The organism is Globicatella sanguinis (assembly GCF_002847845.2).
In the GTDB taxonomy this organism is placed as follows: Bacteria; Bacillota; Bacilli; order Lactobacillales; family Aerococcaceae; genus Globicatella; species Globicatella sanguinis.
In genome coordinates this window covers 1,959,576-1,979,950 of record NZ_CP126962.1, presented here as the reverse complement: position 1 = coordinate 1,979,950, position 20,375 = coordinate 1,959,576, and the positions used below count along the sequence as shown (strand labels likewise).

At 34.9% G+C, this 20,375-nt stretch carries 18 protein-coding genes and 1 pseudogene; 7 read left to right on the top strand and 12 right to left on the bottom strand.

Translation table 11 applies throughout. The features are described from left to right. Positions 1 to 366: 366 nt before the first annotated feature. Together CYJ72_RS08870 and CYJ72_RS08865 are read right to left on the bottom strand one after the other, a co-directional pair. On the bottom strand, positions 367 to 1,182 hold the full coding sequence (locus CYJ72_RS08870) for a Cof-type HAD-IIB family hydrolase (RefSeq protein WP_101813590.1): 816 nt from the start codon (positions 1,180 to 1,182) through the stop codon (positions 367 to 369). A 357-nt stretch (positions 1,183 to 1,539) separates the two neighbouring features. After that, positions 1,540 to 2,688, bottom strand: coding sequence for a glycerate kinase family protein (locus CYJ72_RS08865; protein WP_101813591.1), 1,149 nt, complete (start codon positions 2,686 to 2,688; stop codon positions 1,540 to 1,542). A 162-nt stretch (positions 2,689 to 2,850) separates the two neighbouring features. Here CYJ72_RS08865 and CYJ72_RS11685 point away from each other — a divergent pair, with 162 nt between their 5' ends. Both CYJ72_RS11685 and CYJ72_RS08855 read left to right on the top strand, forming a co-directional pair. Then, a complete protein-coding gene (locus CYJ72_RS11685) occupies positions 2,851 to 3,207 on the top strand; it encodes a DUF6978 family protein (RefSeq protein ID WP_101813592.1) in 357 nt (118 codons plus the stop codon). A gap of 205 nt (positions 3,208 to 3,412) precedes the next feature. Continuing rightward, positions 3,413 to 4,120, top strand: a complete 708-nt coding sequence (locus tag CYJ72_RS08855; RefSeq protein WP_101813593.1) for a DUF1828 domain-containing protein — start codon at positions 3,413 to 3,415, stop codon at positions 4,118 to 4,120. A 564-nt stretch (positions 4,121 to 4,684) separates the two neighbouring features. On the opposite strand, the gene CYJ72_RS08850 is transcribed toward CYJ72_RS08855, so the two are convergent. From CYJ72_RS08850 to CYJ72_RS08820, 7 genes are all read right to left on the bottom strand, one after another. Next, positions 4,685 to 5,146, bottom strand: coding sequence for a GNAT family N-acetyltransferase (locus CYJ72_RS08850; RefSeq protein WP_101813594.1), 462 nt, complete (start codon positions 5,144 to 5,146; stop codon positions 4,685 to 4,687). A gap of 290 nt (positions 5,147 to 5,436) precedes the next feature. Beyond that, positions 5,437 to 6,801 (bottom strand): amidohydrolase, encoded by a 1,365-nt coding sequence (locus CYJ72_RS08845; protein WP_101813595.1) that lies wholly within the window; start codon positions 6,799 to 6,801, stop codon positions 5,437 to 5,439. Between the two features lie 160 nt (positions 6,802 to 6,961). Beyond that, positions 6,962 to 8,008 (bottom strand): ABC transporter substrate-binding protein, encoded by a 1,047-nt coding sequence (locus CYJ72_RS08840; RefSeq protein WP_101813596.1) that lies wholly within the window; start codon positions 8,006 to 8,008, stop codon positions 6,962 to 6,964. A gap of 23 nt (positions 8,009 to 8,031) precedes the next feature. Then, on the bottom strand, positions 8,032 to 9,084 hold the full coding sequence (locus CYJ72_RS08835; protein ID WP_101813597.1) for an ABC transporter ATP-binding protein: 1,053 nt from the start codon (positions 9,082 to 9,084) through the stop codon (positions 8,032 to 8,034). Positions 9,085 to 9,104: 20 nt separating this feature from the next. Then, entirely contained in the window at positions 9,105 to 9,884 is a 780-nt protein-coding gene (locus tag CYJ72_RS08830) for an ABC transporter permease (protein ID WP_101813598.1), read from the bottom strand. Beyond that, positions 9,881 to 10,690: an ABC transporter permease gene (locus tag CYJ72_RS08825; RefSeq protein WP_431606507.1), complete on the bottom strand. Its 810-nt coding sequence runs from the start codon at positions 10,688 to 10,690 to the stop codon at positions 9,881 to 9,883. The genes CYJ72_RS08830 and CYJ72_RS08825 overlap by 4 nt, the downstream gene beginning before the upstream one ends. Positions 10,691 to 11,699: 1,009 nt before the next feature. Beyond that, entirely contained in the window at positions 11,700 to 12,008 is a 309-nt protein-coding gene (locus CYJ72_RS08820; RefSeq protein ID WP_180764813.1) for a DUF4298 domain-containing protein, read from the bottom strand. 820 nt (positions 12,009 to 12,828) lie between these two features. On the opposite strand from CYJ72_RS08820, the pseudogene rhuM reads away from it, so the two are divergent. Further along, positions 12,829 to 13,445, top strand: a pseudogene (gene rhuM, locus CYJ72_RS08815) (RhuM family protein); the annotation flags it as partial. Between the two features lie 159 nt (positions 13,446 to 13,604). Here the strand turns inward: rhuM and rpsI are convergent. Both rpsI and rplM read right to left on the bottom strand, forming a co-directional pair. Next, positions 13,605 to 13,997, bottom strand: a complete 393-nt coding sequence (rpsI, locus tag CYJ72_RS08810; RefSeq protein ID WP_066125433.1) for a 30S ribosomal protein S9 — start codon at positions 13,995 to 13,997, stop codon at positions 13,605 to 13,607. Between the two features lie 13 nt (positions 13,998 to 14,010). After that, complete coding sequence (gene rplM, locus CYJ72_RS08805; RefSeq protein WP_066125431.1) at positions 14,011 to 14,454, bottom strand: 50S ribosomal protein L13; 444 nt, start codon at positions 14,452 to 14,454, stop codon at positions 14,011 to 14,013. Positions 14,455 to 14,721: 267 nt separating this feature from the next. On the opposite strand from rplM, the gene CYJ72_RS08800 reads away from it, so the two are divergent. Together CYJ72_RS08800 and CYJ72_RS08795 are read left to right on the top strand one after the other, a co-directional pair. After that, positions 14,722 to 15,258 carry a hypothetical protein gene (locus CYJ72_RS08800; RefSeq protein ID WP_245631277.1) on the top strand — a complete coding sequence of 179 codons (537 nt, stop codon included), beginning with the start codon at positions 14,722 to 14,724 and terminating at the stop codon, positions 15,256 to 15,258. An 11-nt stretch (positions 15,259 to 15,269) separates the two neighbouring features. Next, positions 15,270 to 16,532, top strand: coding sequence for a BaiN/RdsA family NAD(P)/FAD-dependent oxidoreductase (locus tag CYJ72_RS08795; RefSeq protein WP_066125430.1), 1,263 nt, complete (start codon positions 15,270 to 15,272; stop codon positions 16,530 to 16,532). Positions 16,533 to 17,056: 524 nt separating this feature from the next. Here CYJ72_RS08795 and CYJ72_RS08790 read toward each other — a convergent pair. Further along, entirely contained in the window at positions 17,057 to 18,472 is a 1,416-nt protein-coding gene (locus CYJ72_RS08790) for a LysM peptidoglycan-binding domain-containing protein (RefSeq protein ID WP_066125429.1), read from the bottom strand. 479 nt (positions 18,473 to 18,951) lie between these two features. Here CYJ72_RS08790 and CYJ72_RS08785 point away from each other — a divergent pair, with 479 nt between their 5' ends. Both CYJ72_RS08785 and CYJ72_RS08780 read left to right on the top strand, forming a co-directional pair. Next, entirely contained in the window at positions 18,952 to 19,671 is a 720-nt protein-coding gene (locus CYJ72_RS08785; protein ID WP_066125427.1) for a YebC/PmpR family DNA-binding transcriptional regulator, read from the top strand. Positions 19,672 to 19,894: 223 nt separating this feature from the next. Then, positions 19,895 to 20,365: a glutathione peroxidase gene (locus CYJ72_RS08780; RefSeq protein WP_066125426.1), complete on the top strand. Its 471-nt coding sequence runs from the start codon at positions 19,895 to 19,897 to the stop codon at positions 20,363 to 20,365. Positions 20,366 to 20,375: the final 10 nt, after the last annotated feature.

Below are 20,375 nucleotides of genomic sequence, written 5' to 3'. Positions count from 1 at the left end.
GCCCTCAGGGACTTGCACCCTAGATGTATGACATGCCCGTCATACCAAAAAAAGTGCTGAAGATAATTCTTCAACACAGATTTTATTATATTAGAAATTCTAATCTCTTGGGAATTGAGAGTGAGTGCTCAATTAAAAAATGAATTTTTCAAGTTTTTTTGCCTACGAGCTTTTGGTGTTCTAAACATCTTTTTTTGAAGCATAACAACTTACGTCACTCATCCTATTCTAAGCATTCGTTTCACGATCAGAACCACTTTATTCTCCTAATTCTGTGTTTAATATCTATTTTGCGATACCGAATAGCTCTAAGTAAGTTCATATTAGCCAGATCATTTAATAACCTTATTTCACATACCCCGTATTCTAAGATTCAGAAAATAATTTTTCCAAGGTTGTTAATACGCCTTGTTCCTCATTCGATGGACAGATAGCTTTAGCAACTGCTTTGACTTCGTCCGGTGCATTTTCCATGGCATAACTTCGACCACAATATTGCAGCATTTCAATATCATTGCCCCCATCACCAAAGGCGACACATTGTGCTGCTGTTAATCCCCAACGCTCTACTAAGCGTTGAATACCTGAAGCTTTATGACATCCTGGTAGAATCAAATCAATATAGCCATAACCACTCCCCGTCGGTACTAATTTACCCGCTAACTTTTCACTAAATAATTGCAAATATTTTTCTGAATCCTCAACCTTTACCCGAAAACCGAATTTTAAGATTTGATCATTAACTGCTTTTAAATCATCTACCCATTGAAGACGTGGGTAATAGATTGCCATCTCATCAAAGAAAACTGGACTAATTTTAGCTCTTTCCACATAGGCAGAGTTTACCCCACACAAAACATATTGTATTTCTGAATATTGATCACAAAAGTCAATAATATCATGGACAATGGTTCGTTCAATATTGGCGTTAAATACTAGCTCCGTTTGATCTTTTACAAAGGCTCCATTCTCAGCAACAAAACTGAGTTCTTCATGGTAACCTGGAAATAAGCTGCATAGCTGGTAATATTGATTACCGCTGGCGACAACAAAATGACAATCAATCACCTTCATATGCTCTAGTAATACTTTAAAACGGTCGGCATCATAGGTGTAATCAGAACGCACGAATGTTCCATCCACATCTACTGCCACTAATTTAATCTCTTTATCAGCCTTCATTTTTCTGCCTCCTCTAGTGAGTTTAATTACATTTTTCCGGATTGTCATGATAAGGTCAGTTGATAAGGCCAATTGACAATTGATGAATCTGCACACGCTATAAAAAACGATCAATGTTTCTAAATTTTCCTTAATCCAATGAATTAACGATTGTGACGGCTAAAACAAAGCTAAATCCGTAGATTAAGTATTTAGATGACTCAAATAACATTCAAACTAGTGTCATTTTTCAAAAAACGGTGATTGCTTCTTAAAACAAAGATTAACACAAATTAAACTGTGCAAACTTTGTAAAACAACGGTTATCGCTAATATTACTGATAAACGAATTTTTAAACCTTTTTTACCTATTTTCTATTAATACTTTTCAACTAAAGCTCCATAAATTGAGATAACATTTTTAGCGGTGGCTTTGACTAATTTGGGTGTTTGTTGTATCGCTTGTTCTAATGTCATGGGTTGATTGATAATATCAAAGACACCTGCAATTCCTTCTTGATAAACAGCTTCAATATCTAACGATTGTGACCCTACAAGCGCAATTGTTGGTACATTATAGCGCTTTGCTATTTTAGTAATCCCAATGGGTGCTTTACCACTAAGTGATTGCCCATCTATTCTACCTTCACCCGTTATGACAAGATCGGCCGTTTGAATTGCTGGTTCAATTTCTATCAGTTGTAAAATCTCATCAATGCCACTTTTGGAGGTTGCATTTAGAAAAGCCATCAATCCCGCTCCTAATCCACCCGCAGCGCCTGCGCCAGGGATAGAAGCAAAATCACGATTGTAGACTTCTTTTAGTTTTTCAGCATAATGTTGTAATCCCTCATCCAGAATTTTGATTTGATTTGCTTTAGCTCCTTTTTGAGGGCCAAAAACATTAGCTGCCCCATTTTCTCCACATAAAGGATTGTTGACATCAGATAAAATAATAATCTCAATCGTTTTAGGATTGACTTTCATTTTGGTTAGATCAATTTGCGCAATTGCTTTTAAGTTTTGGGCATTACCAGTTAACGCTTGCCCCTTACTATCTAGGAACCTAACACCTAAAGCTTGCGCCATTCCCATCCCCCCATCATTAGTAGCAGAACCACCGATACCAATATATATTTTTCTAACACCTCGATTGATGGCATCTAAAATCAATTGACCTGTACCAAAAGTCGTAGCTTTCATAATATTTTGCTTGTCCTCGGGGACTAATGTTAATCCGGAAGCTTGTGCCATTTCAATAATAGCTGTTTGTCCTTGTTCAATTAAACCATACATGGCTTGAACGGTCTCATTTAGCGGTCCACGAACTGGCAAAGTCACTTTTTCTCCCGGTAGAGCTGTCATCACTGCTTCAACCGTTCCTTCACCCCCATCAGCAATGGAGAAAATATGTGTCTGGTAATTTGGATATAGACTATGAATCCCTTCCGCTATATAACTTCCAATTTCTTTAGACGTGGAACTCCCTTTAAAAGAATCTGAAGCAATGATGATCTTCTTACTCATTTTTACCCTCCTAACTGATTACTCATGCAAATTATCTTGATTAGATTATACTACAGATTGAAAGCTTCACGACAATATAGGTAAAAGTTTATTTGATAAATTTTAGTCCAATAAACTCTTGTATAAAGTGTTTTTCGAAATGCTAGCGTATTTATTATAGAGGTGAGACTAATCTACACTAATAATCTTAATGATGAGCTAGTTAAAGTATTAATTAATCGACTTAAAAACATTGCTAATCCCCTTAGTTTTGAGGAAGCTACCAAGCAAATCTATGCGTTATTTGGTGCAGTAAACTTGAAAGAATATACTATCGATACCGAGGAAATTGAATACATTTTACAAGTCAAATGTGGACAAAGAGAAATCAACCGGTTTAGTATGCATCTTCGTTTTAAAGAAACACATCACCACTTAGTGAGAATTGATATTGATCCCAATATCGCTCACAATAATCCTGATGGAAGAAAAATAAAAGGAAGTCATATCCATATTTATAATAATAGCTCTCCCACTTAAAAAGATTTATTTGCCTATCCCTTAAATGAGCAAGATTTTCCTGAAATAAGTAATATTGATGATGTTTTTACCACTTTTTTAGCCTATAATAATATTAATTAATTCAAAGGAGGTCTTCAGGATGAAACAGTCAACCAAACTTAAAAATCAGTATTTCGAATAGTTATTCAAAGAGCAAAATTTCCAAGATTTAGGTCAAAATTTAATCCGCATTGATACACCTTTCTTAGATAATCAATTTGACAATATTGTTTTATATGTCGAAGTACTTTCGAATGATTGCATCATTATTACTGATGATAGCTGGACTTTGAGTAATCTTGAAGACAAAGGCATTTATTTTAATAGTCTGAACAAAACCAATTTGGCTGCACTTGAAAATATCATCAGTCATCTTGGCATTGATCGCCGTCATCATGAGTTATATATCGAGACAGGTTTTTCTAAATTTCCAATCGTTAAACAACGAATGTTACAAGCTATTATGCAAGTCAATAATTTAATCGTATTACACAAAAATGTTCGGCGAAACATTTTCTTTGAAGAAGTCGCAGATTTATTAACTAAAAAAGAAGTTTTATTTGTCAATAAACCTTCCTATGCGGGTAAAGAAGGCATTACCATTCAATTTGATTTCTCAATTTCTACCCAAAAAAATGAAAAATTGATACGAACTATCCGCAATGGCAATGACTTAAATCGCGCAAAGTTACTCACGATGGATACTCAATTACTTCGCTATACCAAAGCTTCAGCAGAATATATTGCGATTTTTGATGATATCCACTATCCAATTAAGAACTTGAAAACTGTCCAATCTGTATTTAATGAAAATAGCGCAACGAAAATTATTGCTTTGCCTTTTTCCAGTGCAATAGAAGATCATACTATATTAAGTAATAAGGTAAGTTAAAACAATGATAAAGTTGGTCATGAACTTAATAAAGTTAGCCAAGTTATTGTTCGGTAAATAAAAGCGCAGGGGGTGAGTGGGCTCAATCTGAGTATTAAAGAGACTGGAGATATACTTGAAATTTTCATTCAAGTGATTGCTCGTTAATCAATGGGCAAGCGTTGAGTGGTCTCAATCTGCGTCTTAAAGACTTGTTTGAGACCTACTCATCTGTGCGGGCATGAACAGACGAAGTGAAAATCATTCAATTTTCTACTTCTGGTCCACTTCCTATTATCAATCAAATATTTTTCTAATGAATAAAATCAATATTTTGATGAAAAGATAGTTACTGTTTTCTTTATATTTTTAGTGGCTTTGTCGTCCTCATATTTAGTAATGTCTTAGCCCTTCGTAATACTATCTGGTGAAAAATTCATTTTCAACAAGCAATTCTACGATTTCCTTCTTACTTAGTCTAATATGATGAAACTAATTGTTATTTCAATTAGTTTCATCAATTTATACATTAACATCAAGTTAAATCAAAAAGTTTTATTTTATGCTGATTTTTTATGACTTTGATTACGATAATGCTTTAACCCACACTAAACAGGGATTGTGTTCATCCCATAATGTCGGAAAGACTTCTAACTTTTTAAAGCCACAACAACGATAAAATTGATTCGTTGCATCATACTGCTGATAATGACCTTCATCTACTGTTTTAACTTGAATTAAGTGATAGCGACCGGTCATTAATTTTTCAGTTGCTTTCATAAGTTGTTTACCTATTCCTTTTCGATGATAGGATGGTAATACTCCCATACAGACAATTTCAACGCAATCTTCACTAGTATTCGATAGTGTTACAAACCCAACACGTTCATTCTCATCCAAAGCGACAAGACACTCACTTGCTTTAGCATCATCTATGTACCATTGAGTCGCTTCTTCAATTCCAAACCATTCAGGCAACTCTTGCAAAATATTTTTAACAATTTGCGATTTTTCTGACGGTTCATTTATTTCCTTAATTATTACCATATTATGCTCCTCATAGAGGCTTTAATTGTTTTTGAAACCTCCAGTAATTTTTTTCATATAAATGTCCTCCTTTCCTCAATTTTCGATTTTAGTATAGCATAAATCAAAAAAGCTGGACAGAAACTTAATCATTTCTATCCAGACTTATTAAAATGGGTAACATTTAGTAATAAGAATTTACTCTTTGTTCTAACTTTTCACTAAGAACTAGCGGACGAAACAAATAACAAATGATTGTCGTCTTCTGCTCTTAAGCTATTTACTCTTTTTCTTATCTCCCGAAAATCTGTTTAATTTTTTGCTTGAGCTTCAATTTTTTCAACTGCTGCTTTAAAATCAGTCATATTGGCTTCCAATTGTTTACGAATGGTCGCTAAATCGTATCTTTTCAATTGTTTATCTTCGACTAAATGCTCGCCTGCGACCCAAACATCTGAAACATTCGACGCGTTAGCTGAATAAACCAAAACACTATAAGGGTCAAAGACTGGAAACATATTGACCGACTGTGACTCTACAATAATGATATCAGCTTGATACCCCGGTACTAATCTGCCGACTTTTTCTGCTAATCCTAAAACCTCCGCTCCCCCATTGATTGCTAATTGAACAATTTCTCGAGCAGGAAAGGCACTGCGATCTTGATTGACAGTCTTATGAGAATAAGCGATATAACGCATTTGATGGAATAAATCGAGAGTATTTCCTGAACTAGGTCCATCAGTTCCTAATCCAACCGGTACACCTGCCTCTAATAATTGTTTTAAAGGCATAAAACCTTTCGCTGACTTTGTATTCGCTCCAATACAGTGAACCACTTTTACTTCATTTTCACGAATCAAATGAATATCTTGTTCAGTCAAATGAATACAGTGGACTGCTAATAAATGATTATTTAGTAATCCTACTTTATTTAAATATTCAATTGGAGTCATATTAAATTCATCAGCATAATATTGCATCTCATAATCCATTTCAGCAACATGCATCATCACTGGCGCTTCATAATATTCTGACAAACGTTTAATTTCGGTTAAAGTTAGTTCACTATTAGTATTCGGTGCATGTGGTGCTAATATCGGAGTAATTAATGCATTTCCCTGCCACTTTTCGATAAATTTCGGTGCGACTTTTAATCCATAAAAGGGTTCCTCATCACCATCACAAGTCGGATGATTAATAATGGTCTCTCCCAATAAAGCACGCATGCCCATTTCAGCAGTCACTTGCGCAATCGTATCCTCAAAATAATACATATCCGCAAATGTAGTAATGCCCGCTAATAACATTTCAGCCAAAGCATATTGCGCACTAGCGCGTACTAACTCTTTGGACATTTGAGCTTCTAAAGGAAATAAAAAACGACGTAAGCGGTCTTTCACATCATCGGCTAAAGAACGAAATGGAATCATGCCGACATGGGTATGTGCATTAATCAAGCCGGGTAACACAATACCATCTTGAGCGTCAATAAGGCGAATGCCTTTATTTTTAACCCCAGTTGCTGTCACCCATTGATGCCATTCTGGTAATAACTCTTCTTGTAACCCTACATCTAAAATATAATCATCTTCTATTAATACATAACCTGGATAATACTCCGTAAATTCCTTATCCATCGTTAAAACACGAGCATTATAAATTAAAGTCTGCATCTTTTCCTCCATTCTAACTATTGATACCCGATAACAAATTAGGTTGAGTCAAAACAAAAATCGTTCTTCCTCAACCTTTTAATTTAACACAATTTAATCAAAATGCGCTTGATTTATAATTGATTTCAATTCTTTTTCCAATGCACTTACAATCAAATTGTTAGTTTAAAGTTTCATTCCAAAGATTTAACCACTCAGCCATATTTTCATTGATGAATTGGGTGTTCATTGTTTTTGCACGTTCCGCAACCGCACCATAAGTTTTATGAGCTGCTACTTCTTCAGATAATTCAACATTTTTATTAACCGGTGCTTCATTAAATGCTTCAGCAGTCTGAACTAATAACTCTTCACTAATTCTCCAATCAATGTATTTATAAGCCAGTTCTTTATTTTGAGCATTTGCTGGTACATTAATAACATTGTAATTAGCGTAAGTACCTGATTCTGGTACAACGTATTCAACATTAGAATTTGCTTCTTTCACCATACCATAAGCAAAATCTGCTAAAATCGCAACTTTAATTTCACCTGCTTGGAACATATTCGCTAATTCAGATGATTTCGAATATGTTTTAACTATATTTGGAGCTAATTCTGCTAAACCAACAAAGGCTGCTTCACCTTTATCTGATTCTAATTCGACCTTTTTGTAGTCGCTTGCTAAATAAAGCATTGCCGGACCAAAAGTTGTTGAAATTTCTGGAATTGCAATCGTACCTACTAATTCTGGTTTCCATAAATCTGCCCATTCCTTTATTTCAAAACCTAATGCTTCTTTGTCGTAAACAATCCCAATACTATTTACTGCATAAGGAACACCCGTTCCACGTTCAAATACTTCTTTTGCTCCGTCGGTTAAGTTCGCAATATTCGGCACTTCTTTTTCAGTAATCGGTGCAAATAAACTCTCTTTAACTCCTTGATCTGCATTTGACTGCGATAATTCAATCACATCAATCGTAGAATTAGGGTCATTTTTCAATTTCGTTAAACGTTCTGATGCATTTCCTACCTCTAGAACCACTTCAGCCGCATTCGCTTTCGCAAAAGAATCCATAACCACTGCTTCAACTTGATCTTGACTTAAACCAAAAGTTGAAATCACTAATTTATTTTCTTCTGCTTGTGCTGTAGTTAATCCGCCTAAATACGAAGCTCCTAACATCCCAAATGTTAACGCTGAAATCACTAATTTTTTTAACATCTTGTTTCCTCCAATTTTTTTAATTATTGCATTAAAGCCAGTAATTTAGTTTGAGGCAAGAGCAGTTGAATCTCTGCTCCAGTCTCAAATTTTCTATCGGAAAAGTCATTGACTAACAGTTTTCCTGCTGATGTCGCTACCTCATATTGATAGCCTTTCCCCATAAAAGTCCGCACCGTAATCGTACCAGTTAAATGATTATCGTTTGTTACTTGATTTTCTACTATTTTTATTTCCTCTGGTCGAATGGCCAAGACGCATTCGCTTGATACTTCCGTTTTGGGCATCGAAGTAACATAATAAGTATTACCCGCTTGATCGACAAATTTGTCATCTTGAGTTTTGGTTACTTTGATGAAGTTTTCAAAACCGATAAATTCTGCAACAAAACGTGATTTAGGATAATTGTAAACTTGTTCTGGTGTGTCAAATTGTTCGATGATACCTTGATTCATCACGGCTACTTTATCTGAAATTGAAAAGCATTCTTCTTGGTCATGCGTTACAAAAATAGTGGTCATATTTAATTTTTCATGTAAGCGACGAATTTCTAAGCGCATTGCCACTCTTAATTTAGCATCTAAATTTGATAAAGGTTCATCCAATAATAATAATTTTGGTTCAATAACTAAAGCGCGTGCCAAAGCTACCCGTTGACGTTGCCCTCCAGATAATTGTTGCGGAAAACGATGATCTAGTCCTTCTAAACCACATACTTTTAACATGTCCATCACTTTTTCTTTAATGATTGATGGGTTCACTTTTTGAAGTTTTAACCCGAAAGCGACATTATCATAAATACTTAAATGTGGGAATAAAGCATACGATTGAAAGACCATGCCAAACTGACGCTTATGAACCGGTACTTGATTTAAATTCTCACCATCAACTGAGAAGGTACCATCTTGATGTTCAATTAGTCCGGCCATTACACGTAAGGTTGTTGTCTTCCCACACCCACTTGGGCCTAATAAGGAGACTAACTCTCCTTTCTGAATCGCTAAATTTAAGTCTTCTAAAATATATTTTTTATTATCATAGGACACATCAATATCCTTTAGTTCTACATAAGTCATGTTATTGGGTTCCTCACTTTCTAAACAATCGATGATAGACCCAATGTCTTATCAATCAAGTACATTAAAACAACAGTTAACAGCATCAATAAAGTCGAAATCGCTGATACAGCTGGATTATAATTAAATTCCATATAATTTAAAATTGTAATCGGTAAAGTCGTCACACCAGGACCCGTTAAGAACATGCTGACTGGAATATTATTAAAAGAGTTAATAAAAGCCAACATAAAGGCTGCAAAAATTCCCGAAGAAATATTCGGTAAAACAATTTTGGTAATGGCTTGAAATTTGGTGTAACCTAAAGTCCACGCCGCTTCTTCAATTGAATAATCTAAGTTTTGTAAACTTGAACCAACTAAACGGATTACATAAGGTAAACTAATAATTAAATGGCCTATCACGAGACTCGTTAAGACAGACCACTGAAATTTCACTACGACTAATTGAAAAATCGCATACCCCATTACCATACCAGGAATTAAGGTTGGTGATAAGAAAAAGTCATTTAAAAAAGCATTGGTTTTGGATGAATAACGTGCTAACAAGTATGCAGCGGGCACACCGATGATAATCGCGAGTAATGTTGCTGCTAAACCAACACCTAAACTAACATAAAAGCTACTTATAAAGGCTTCAGACTCAAACACTACTTTGTACCAATCAAAGGTAAAACTAGAAATAGGAAATTGAATAGCAGAGGCTTCTCCAAAAGAAGTTACCACAATAATTAATAAGGGAATCATTAAAAATAAGAAAACAAGAATCGCAATCAGTCGAATCATCCAATTATTTTTCATGAAGCTTCACCTACCAATCGTTTGTCGACCCGTTTGGCTAAAAGGCCGAGCAATTTATTGACCACTAACGTAATCAAAATCATAATGAAAGCTACAACGCTAGCTAGCTCCCAATTGCCTAAAGTCAACGCATTTTGACGTAAAAATGTCGAAAGTAACATGTTTTTATTACCCCCTAATAATTGTGGAGTCGTATAGGCCGTCAAGGTTCCCGTAAAAACTAAGATACTGCCGATAATCGTACCGGGAATACTTAAAGGAATGATAATTTTGCGAAACACCGTTAAAGGATTAGCACCTAAAGTTGCAGCCGCCTCTAAAGTTTCTGGCTCAATGGAGTCAATCACACCAACTAATGAAATAATCATCGTTGGTAAAAACAAATAAACTGAACCAATAATAATGGCGAATTCAGTATTTAATAGCACCAGTGGTTGATCTAAAACTCCTGAAGATACCAAAAGTTTGTTGATGATACCATTTTGCCCTAGGATATTAATCCAAGCAAAAGCACGCACTACCGAATTTGTTAATAATGGAAACAGTGTGACCGCCATTAATAAACTCTTCCATTTTTTAGAAAGCCCTGAAATATAATAGGCTGTTGGAATCCCTAATAAGGCACAAATGAGAGTCACGATAGTCGCCACTCTAATTGTTCGTATTAAGACTTTCACTTGATAGTTACTCTCAAAAAATGTCAAATAATTAGACAATGGATTGCCATTCATTGACAAAGTTGGAACTAATAAATTAAATAGAGGAATGCCCATAAAAACGATTAAAACAATAATCGCTGGAAGCATCCACAAATAACGAACACTTTTCAAATAAACCCTCCTATCATTAAGATACGTATCTATCATACAGATAAAAAAATACAATTCAATTAATTTAATGAACTCTTAATCTTTCTTTAAGTACAATGTTCGTGTTTTAGAGATGTGGTTTGAGAATTGAAAGGTTTATGGGAAAGTGATGGTAAGATGAATTATGTGGGAATGCGCTGAGGCGGTATTGTTAAGATAGATTAATAAAGAAAAAATAAGATATTATAATTTTGTAAATTGTTGAAGTAGATTATGAGTAGGACAATTTAGAAAAAATCTGAGAATACAAAAAGCCACATATAAATTTTGTTGCTTGGGTATACATTATATTAATCCTATTTTAAAAAGTTATCGTAAAAAATTTAGAGTTCGCTTTTGCCCTTTTTAAGTCTGGGATAATTATTATACAGTAGCTAAAATGAATAATAAAACTAGCGCTATGATAATTTTAGTCGTGATAAAAAAATTATATAGTTAGATTAGCTATCTCAATTGTGAACCTAACTCATTTTATAATTAAATATAGATCTGCTTTTTACTATTGGTAGAGGATCTATTCTATAGCTTTCAATTCATCAGTAGTATTTTACTTAATTGAAGAATTAGGTAATCTAAATCACCCAACCGAAAACATAAATATGGTGCGGAAGGTCGTAATGAACCTGCACCCAATACGACGATTCAGTCATGTAGGACCATAAGACAACTATAGAAAAAACATCTCAAAACGATATCATAGCGACCAAACTATCATAATATTTTGAGATGTATAATCCATATAATTCAATTTTAATTAAATGCAAATAACAAAATAAATAGGACGAAACCAACTGACTTAAGCTTGTAGATTTAACAAGAAAAATTAAGTGGCAGAAAAGCAACTACCTTTGTAGGATAAACTCATCATTCTAAAAAGAGAACTATTTACTTAGACTTAAATAACCTCATCAAAATTTGATATTTATAAATGCCCATACTCAATTCATCACTTCAATAATTCTGTAGCTATTTCTAACATTTCAATCGCTTGATTTCTAATGGCAAATAAGGTGTCATACGGGTAGTCTTCTCCTAAAATGGCAGTTGTTTCGAGCTCATCAAAATAGCCCTCATCAAGCATCTCTCTATGCTTAAACCATTCTTCACTACTATAATACTTATCGAATTTCTTAATCTTTGGCATTTGTTTTTTTACTTTATGTAAGACTTTATCCAATTCTTCTAAAGTCGCATTTATTTCACTAAATTCTTTTTCTAATTCTTTTAATCTCTCAACTTCTTTTGCTTTATTCACAAAAATCATCTCCTTTAATAATATAGCAATACTCTTCGGTTCTTTATACGATATTACTTGTATTTTTATCCACAATGTCATATCAGAATTTATGATGATAAGTTAGTCATGAGTCAATACTTTTTAGTTTTAAGTTTGATCACGTAAAAATGCATCATAAAAATGATGGAAATAGACAAAAACATAATGTAAAGTCAGCACGAGTGTAGCGGCTGGGTAAAACTTAAAAAATTTGTTTGGTCTAATTTATTTAGTTTATCGTGCAGCGATTGAATGGTCTCAACTGTGCGTAGCTGGGCAGACGAAGTGAAAATCATTTGATTTTCTACTTCTTGCCCCATTCCAATCTACTATTATTTTATGCTAAAAACGTTTCTTAATCAATTCTAAGCGTCTTTAATCTATTGTTGGACTTTGTTCAGTTAGCACTGAATGCATTCGATCTGTTAGAATAACTAGTCTCGGAAAATGTAGACAAAAAATGTTACATATGAGAATTGCCAGAATATCGTTTTATCAATTGAGGAACTCCATCTGTAAGCGACCAAATTCGCAACAGCTGCAACCTAACATTTTGGGCTTCGTTCGGTTCTCCACTACGCGTACCTTATCGGTAACTCACTAAGTTCGAACGGCCAATGCAATTTATGTCGTCATATCACCTAATATTATATATTTATTCCCTATGCCTTTTATATAATTTGACAGTTCAAAACATTTAAAAAATATATTTGAATAGGAAGAGTTAATTGAGGATATGGATGTTTCCAAAATGGAAATAACCACTCAACACGGCGCTATAGAAGGTTTAAAACAAACAAGACTTCTAAATTATTATAACTTAGATGCTATTATTGCTCTTGGTTACCGTGTTAATTCAAAAAGAACAACACATTTTAGACAATGGGCTACAAGTGTTTTGAAGTATATATATGATAAAAGGCTTTGCCTTGGATGACAAAAGACTAAAACAAGGTTCAAATCTAATAGGTAAAGATTTTTTCCAAGAGCTATTAGAACGTGTCAGATCTATTCGTTCTAGCGAACGTAGAATTTGGCAAAAAAAACCGATATTTTCGCTAAGGTCAGCACTGATTATTCTGGTAATAGCGAAATCACAAAAATTTTTATTCGAACATTCAAAATAAATTTCATTATGCCATTACTGGCCAAACGGCCGCTGAAATAATTTACAATTCATCAGATAGTACAAAAGAAAACATGGGATTAACGACATGGAAATCTGCTCCTAATGAAAGAATCCTAAAAAGTGATACTCAAGTAGCGAAAAATTATTTATCTGAAAAAGATATAAAGAGTTTAGAGCGAAGTGTATCTTCATATTTTAACTATATTGAAGGTTTAATAGAACGAAGAAATACTTTTACAATGAAAGAATTCGCTGATAGTGTAGAGCGGTTTTTTAATTTTAATGAAAGTATATAGTCATATCAATCAGAAAAAGAAAAAAAGATTGGAAATATTCTCGCAGAACATGTCTCTCAAAACTGCTAACGTATTCAAAACGTATTCAATATAAAAAAGCACCTTCTCGAACAGAGCGAGAAAGTGCTTGAAACGTTGATAAAACAATGATTAACGTTTTGAGAATTGTGAAGCTTTACGAGCTTTCTTAAGACCTGGTTTTTTACGTTCTACCATACGAGGGTCACGTGTTAATAAACCAGCAGCTTTTAAAGCTGGACGGAAATCAGGATCTACAGTTAATAATGCACGAGCGATACCGTGACGGATTGCTCCAGCTTGTCCTGAGTAACCTCCACCATTAGCATTAACAGTCACATCATATGCTCCTAATGTTTCTGTAACGTCAAATGGTTGTTTCATAACTTCATGTAAGTGAGGGAAAGGAATGTATTCTTCTAATGATTTACCATTAATAGTGATTACACCAGTTCCTGGCACTAAGCGTACACGAGCTACTGAATTTTTACGACGACCTGTACCAATATATTGTGCTTTAGCCAATTAAATTCCCTCCTTAAATTAATGTATTAATGTCTAATGCTTCAGGTTTTTGAGCTGCATGTTTATGCTCTGCTCCACCGTAAACAAATAATTTAGTGAATTGTTTACGTCCTAAGCGAGTGTCTGGTAACATACCTTTAACAGATAATTCAACTAATTTACGAGAATTTTTTTCACGTAAATCACCAGCTGAGATAGATTTGATTCCACCTGGGTGACCGCTGTGACGGTAGTACATTTTATCTGCTGCTTTGTTTCCAGTTAAAGCTACTTTATCTGCATTGATTACGACAACAAAATCACCTGTGTCTACGTGAGGTGTAAATGTTGGTTTGTTTTTTCCGCGTAAAATTGAAGCAACTACTGCTGAAAGACGTCCTAAAGGCACATCTGTCGCATCTACTAATACCCAGTTACGTTCAACTTCGTTTTTCTTAGCCATATATGTTTGACGCACGATTGTTTCCTCCATTATTAAATCTAGTTGTTTGACAAGTACTATTGAGTTTCCGGGGCTCATAGTGGGGCAAACAATACCGTCTATCATAATACCCTGAAAGTGCCATAATGTCAAGCATTACCAACAATATTTTTTCAATTATTTTAAACTTTTTGCATGGTTTCTAGGGACGAATTTTCCCGTTAAAAATTTAATCTAAATTTCATTTTCAATACCTTTATCATTTTGATTATGCTATAATTCTAACATTAGGAGGGGTTTAAATTGAATATTATAACAAAAAATCGTACCCAACAAATGTTAATTAGTAGTTTGTTAATTGCTATTGGTATTATGATTCCATTAGTGATGCCCATTAAAGTGATTATTGGTCCAGCATCCTATACACTTGCTAGTCATGTACCGATATTTTTAGGTCTGTTTATCTCACCTTTTGTCGCTTTAAGTGTGACGGCCGGAACGACCATTGGTTTCTTATTGGCAGGGTTTCCTTTAATCATTGTTTTAAGAGCTTTATCACATTTTTTATTCGTTCTTTTTGCTTTATTTTTAATTAAAAGTTTTAAAATCAATCAGCTATCATTTGCTAAACAAGCACCATTCTATTTCTTAATTAATGTGGTTCATGGTTTAGGTGAAGTACTAGCAGTTTATTTATTCTCTGTCACTGCCCAAACTACCAACACAGAAGGCTTTTACTATACTTTATGGGTATTAGTTGGTTTTGGTTCCATTATTCACGGCTTTATAGATTATGCACTCGCTCATATGATTTTCGATCGCATTAAGGTGCGTCATTAAGAAGGAGTCAGATGAAAAACACCTATCAAGTTATTATAGTCGGTGGAGGGACCAGTGGTCTCATGTCTGCGGTACACGCTGCTTTACAAGGTGTCAGTGTCCTTGTTCTAGAAAAAAATCCAAAATTAGGTCGCAAATTACTCTTATCAGGTGGTGGTCGTTGTAATGTGACCAACCGTACCTCACGTGATGAATTAATTCGTCATATTCCTGGTAATGGCAAGTTTTTATACAGTGCCCTTAATCAGTTTAATCAAGAAGATATTGTGCATTTTTTTGAAAGTCGTGGAGTACAACTGAAAGAAGAAGATCATGGGCGCATGTTTCCCGTTACAGATAGCGCTCGTACCATTTTAGAAACTTTATTGGATTACTGTCGTGAACTAGGTGTCGAGATTCAAACCAATGAACCTGTCGATAAGCTATTATTTGACCGTGAAAACCAGTGCGTCAAAGGGGTACTAACGAAATCAGGTTTAGAAATCCAAGCCAATGGTGTTATTCTAGCAACGGGTGGTCGTGCTTACCCCCGAACAGGTGCGACTGGTGATGCTTATGCTTGGGCCAAATCAGCTGGTCACACCATCGAACGGTTATACCCTACCGAGTCCCCTCTACTATCTGATGATGAGTGGATTACTAGTAAAGCTTTACGTGGTGTTTCTTTAAGAGATGTGGGCGTGACCTTATGGGATGCTGATCAAAAAGCTATCACTTATCACCAAATGGATATGATTTTTACTCATTTCGGCTATTCTGGACCCGCTATTCTAAGATGTTCTGGTCATGTTAACCAGTGGCTTCATCAAACGGGTGAAAAGGTGGCTCATCTATCTATCGATTTAACACCGCATCATACGATGGAACAACTAAAAGTTTTTGCCGAGGAAAACCGTGACAAACAATTATTAACTATCTTAAAAAATTGGATGCCAGAGCGTATGGCTGAGGTAATTTTATCTCAATTAAAAATGGATCAGACGACGGCTTATAAACAATTAGTTCATGCTGAAGTTGAAGCCTTACTTAATAAAATAAAACATTTTGATTTTACAAGTACAGGTTCGCAACCGATTGAAAAAGGTTTTGTAACCGGTGGTGGTGTTTCAACTAAAGAAATCAATCCCGCTACGATGGAGTCTAAGCTAATGAATGGTCTATACTTCTGTGGTGAATTATTAGACATCAACGGTTATACCGGTGGTTATAATATTACGGCTGCTTTTGTCACGGGTGCTGTTGCAGGACAAAATTGTGCTTGGAATAGTTTTTAATTAAAATAGCAAGATATCTATATTTTCAGCTGACGTCCATTCGTCAGCTTTTTCTATGCAATATTATTTTTCATTTATTAATATTTTTTGTGATCAAAAAAGAGCAGACAAAAATGACCAATCGAAGGATGGCTACTTCGTATTCTCCCTATATTTATTGAGTTGGTTTCACTAACCACTTTGACACCGTTCAAAATTTCGTAAACCAACATCCTACATAATTGAATAAGTTTTTTAATCTTCTTGACACGGTTTGCTACTATGCAATGGTAATCCTAACAATTAAATAGGTTAAATAACCGATCTGTTATAGGTTACTACATCGTATAGACATTCGCACTAAGTAATTGTATTATCAAAGCTTGCATAGTCAGTATTCCCATTCTCACATTTCTGTTTAGATTTTGAATCTTGCTCTCTCGTTAGCGCATTCTCATTCTACCCAATTACTACTCAAAATTTATCCCAAAAAAACTGGACAGAAACTCTATAATTTCTGCCCAGTCTTTATTATTTTATTTTTATTATTCAGTAACGGCTGTTGGATTTGATACTAAGATCGTTCCATTAACAATCATTGATTTTTCTGGTAAGCCATTCCATGCACGTAAATCTTCTGGTGTTACACCATATTGATCGGCAATAGTTTGTAAGTTTTCACCTGTTTGAACTTCATGTAATGTTGGTTCTGGGTTACTTACATAAATTTCTTTACCTACTTCTAATTCATTGTCAGCCAATTCATTCCATACTTTGATTGCTTCTGCTGTGGTGTTATAAGTTTCAGCAACTGCATCAATTGTGTCACCTTCTGTTACTTTATGTTTTTGAGGTTCGTAAGCAGAATCTTTAATAATCAACTCATCACCAACGCGAGCTGGATTTTCTGCTGTAATGTTGTTCCAAGATTTTAAATTATATAGTGTGACTCCATACTTATTCGCAATCTTAAATAAAGTTTCACCTTTTTGAATAATGTGTTTTGCTTTAATACCAGCCGCTTTTTCTTCATCGGTTAAATCGGTTGAAGTTTCCGTTGCTTCTTCTTTATTTTCTTCTTTATTCTTATCTTCGGTCGTTGTTTCTTCCTTTGTTTCTTCAGTTGGCGCTTCAGAAGTCGCACTCTTGTCTGCACCAGGAACCACTAACTGATCACCAATTTGTAAGAAAGTACTTGATAATCCGTTAATTGCCATTAAGTTATCAACGGTTGTACCGTAAGCTTGGGCGATTTCATATAAGCTATCACCTGCTGATACCGTGTAATTTGTTGTTGCAGTATTGGACGTTGGCACATAATTAGTATAAGTTGAGGTAGCGCCAGAACTATAACCTGTGACAGCAATTTGATCACCGACATTCAACCAGTCGCTGGATAAGCCATTCCATGCCCACAATTCTTCTTCTGTTACACCATAAACGGCTGCAATGCCTGATAGTGTATCGCCAGGTGCTACTGTATGGTAGCCGGTTGAAGAGGTAGAGACTGGTGCTGTGTAATCATAGTAGTAATTTCCACCTGTTGCAGTAGCATTACCATAGACAACTAAAGTGTCGCCAACATTTAACCAATCGCTAGTTAAACCATTCCATGCCATTAAATCATCGACGGTTACCCCGTAACGAATGGCTAGGTTATATAGGACGTCACCATTTTGTACAACGTGAGTACCTGCAGCACTAGAATTAGATACTACCGTACCACTGCTTGATCCGTCTACGACTAATACATCGCCGACATAAATCATGTCACTTGATAAGCCGTTCCATGCGCGTAATTCTTCTGCAGTTACGCCATATGCGGCTGCAATGCCTTGTAAATATTCTCCACTTTGTACAGTGTGTGTTGCGGTTTGTGCTTGTGTGGTTGGTAAAACAGCTAATGAGGTTGAGGCTAATAAAGCCATTGAAGCTGAGATTAATTTTTTATGTAATTTCATTTTTTTCTCCTTCCAATCGATATCAATCTACCTCTATATTATAACATTTAGATAACGATTCGACCATGAATTCGATGTTTTGTCATCACATCGTAAAAGTAACCGGTCATTTTTAAAGTGTCATGTAACCTAATTGTTACACAAACACCCAAATAATCTCCTGGTTTTAAATACTTTAGTAATCTTGACAAATCCGTGATATAACAGCAACTCTTTAAAAAGGCGTTTTTTGGTGATCATTGCGTGACCTATATCATCAGCAATGGCCTTAATATTTCCCTTTCTATTCATATTAAATGATGCTTATTTGGATTATACATAAAATGCAAGACACTTCTGTCAAAAGCCAACTCCATTTTTAAGCAAACTCTCATAATTTAGTGAATTAAAATAGAACTTAAAACTCTATCACAAAGGACGTTTTTATGGTAAAATGAGTGTTGGAACATTCTAATTTTATTGAAAGAGAAGTGAAATAAATGGGTCGTAAATGGATGAATATTAAGGAAAAGAAAGCAAATAAAGACCAAAATACTTCGAAGATTTATGCTAAATTCGGTATTGAAATCTATGCTGCTGCAAGACAAGGTGAACCCGATCCAGAATTAAACCAAAAATTACGTTTTGTTGTTGATCGTGCGAAGACATATAATGTCCCTCGTCACGTTATTGAAAAAGCCATTGATAAAGCTAAAGGTGGCGATGATGAAAACTACCAAGAATTACGTTATGAAGGATTCGGGCCCAATGGTTCAATGATTATGGTCGATGCTTTAACTAATAATGTCAACCGTACTGCAAGTAATGTTCGGGCTGCATATGGTAAAAATGGTGGTAACATGGGTGTCAGTGGTTCAGTTAATTACCTGTTTGATGCAACAGCTGTTTTTGTAATGGCCGATCAAGATGCTGACGACGTAATGATGGCTTTATTAGAAGCGGATGTCGATGTTCGTGAAGTATTTGCTGAAGGAGATACCGTAGTTGTTTATGGTGAACCAAAAGACTTTGAAGCCATTAAAACTGCTTTAGAAGGTATGGGAATTACTGAATTTGAAGTAGCTGAAACAGACATGATTGCACAAAATGAAGTGAAATTAGAAGGCGAAGATTTGAAAAAATTTGAACATTTAATTGAAGTTTTGGAAGATGACGAAGATGTTCAACGCGTTTACCACAATGTTGATTTAGACGACTAATTCATGGAAAATTCCCCTTTGGTTTTTTGATTGAAATTTTAATTGTTGTAAAGGCTTGTTTATTTAGAAATTTTGTTGGGCCGTATTATAACTTTGATGTATTGGCCCTTCTACTTTGACTATGATTGATACAGATACTACACTGATTTTGCCTTTACTATTCCAGTAAATATCGTAAAGGTAGTCCTGTTTTAGGTATGGGATGTTTGAAAGGAGCAAAAGCATGAGTTTACCAGATTTTTCATTAGTTCGTAGCAGCGGCCAACCTTACCGCTTGAATGAGTATAATGGACAAGTCTTGTTAATCGTTAATACCGCAACCGGTTGTGGCTTAGCCCCTCAATTGACTCAATTAGAGGAACTCTATCAACGCTATCACGACCAAGAATTTACTGTCATTGGATTTCCTTCCAATCAATTTAAACAAGAAAAAGTGGTCGATAGTGATATGGAAAGCACCTGTCAATTGAATTTTGGAGTCAGTTTCCCCTTAAATGAAACAGTAGAAGTGAACGGCCCTAAGACTGAACCCATTTTCCAATGGTTAAAACAAGAAACCCAAGGGCTATTCTCCAATAATATCAAATGGAACTTTACGAAGTTTTTAATTGATCGCGAAGGACGAGTGGTTAAACGTTACTCACCAACCACCTCGCCTAAAGCAATCGAAAAAGATATTCTTAAATTATTATAATAAAAACCAG

Bases quoted from the DNA above. Each gene is read 5' to 3' on its own strand.
- CYJ72_RS08790 (WP_066125429.1), bottom strand. From the start codon at position 18,472: ATGAAATTACATAAAAAATTAATCTCAGCTTCAATGGCTTTATTAGCC.
- CYJ72_RS08835 (WP_101813597.1), bottom strand. From the start codon at position 9,084: ATGACTTATGTAGAACTAAAGGATATTGATGTGTCCTATGATAATAAA.
- CYJ72_RS08795 (WP_066125430.1), top strand. From the start codon at position 15,270: ATGAAAAACACCTATCAAGTTATTATAGTCGGTGGAGGGACCAGTGGT.
- CYJ72_RS08870 (WP_101813590.1), bottom strand. From the start codon at position 1,182: ATGAAGGCTGATAAAGAGATTAAATTAGTGGCAGTAGATGTGGATGGA.
- CYJ72_RS08840 (WP_101813596.1), bottom strand. From the start codon at position 8,008: ATGTTAAAAAAATTAGTGATTTCAGCGTTAACATTTGGGATGTTAGGA.
- CYJ72_RS08780 (WP_066125426.1), top strand. From the start codon at position 19,895: ATGAGTTTACCAGATTTTTCATTAGTTCGTAGCAGCGGCCAACCTTAC.
- CYJ72_RS08865 (WP_101813591.1), bottom strand. From the start codon at position 2,688: ATGAGTAAGAAGATCATCATTGCTTCAGATTCTTTTAAAGGGAGTTCC.
- CYJ72_RS08830 (WP_101813598.1), bottom strand. From the start codon at position 9,884: ATGAAAAATAATTGGATGATTCGACTGATTGCGATTCTTGTTTTCTTA.
- CYJ72_RS08850 (WP_101813594.1), bottom strand. From the start codon at position 5,146: ATGGTAATAATTAAGGAAATAAATGAACCGTCAGAAAAATCGCAAATT.
- CYJ72_RS08845 (WP_101813595.1), bottom strand. From the start codon at position 6,801: ATGCAGACTTTAATTTATAATGCTCGTGTTTTAACGATGGATAAGGAA.
- CYJ72_RS08825 (WP_431606507.1), bottom strand. From the start codon at position 10,690: ATGCTTCCAGCGATTATTGTTTTAATCGTTTTTATGGGCATTCCTCTA.
- CYJ72_RS08785 (WP_066125427.1), top strand. From the start codon at position 18,952: ATGGGTCGTAAATGGATGAATATTAAGGAAAAGAAAGCAAATAAAGAC.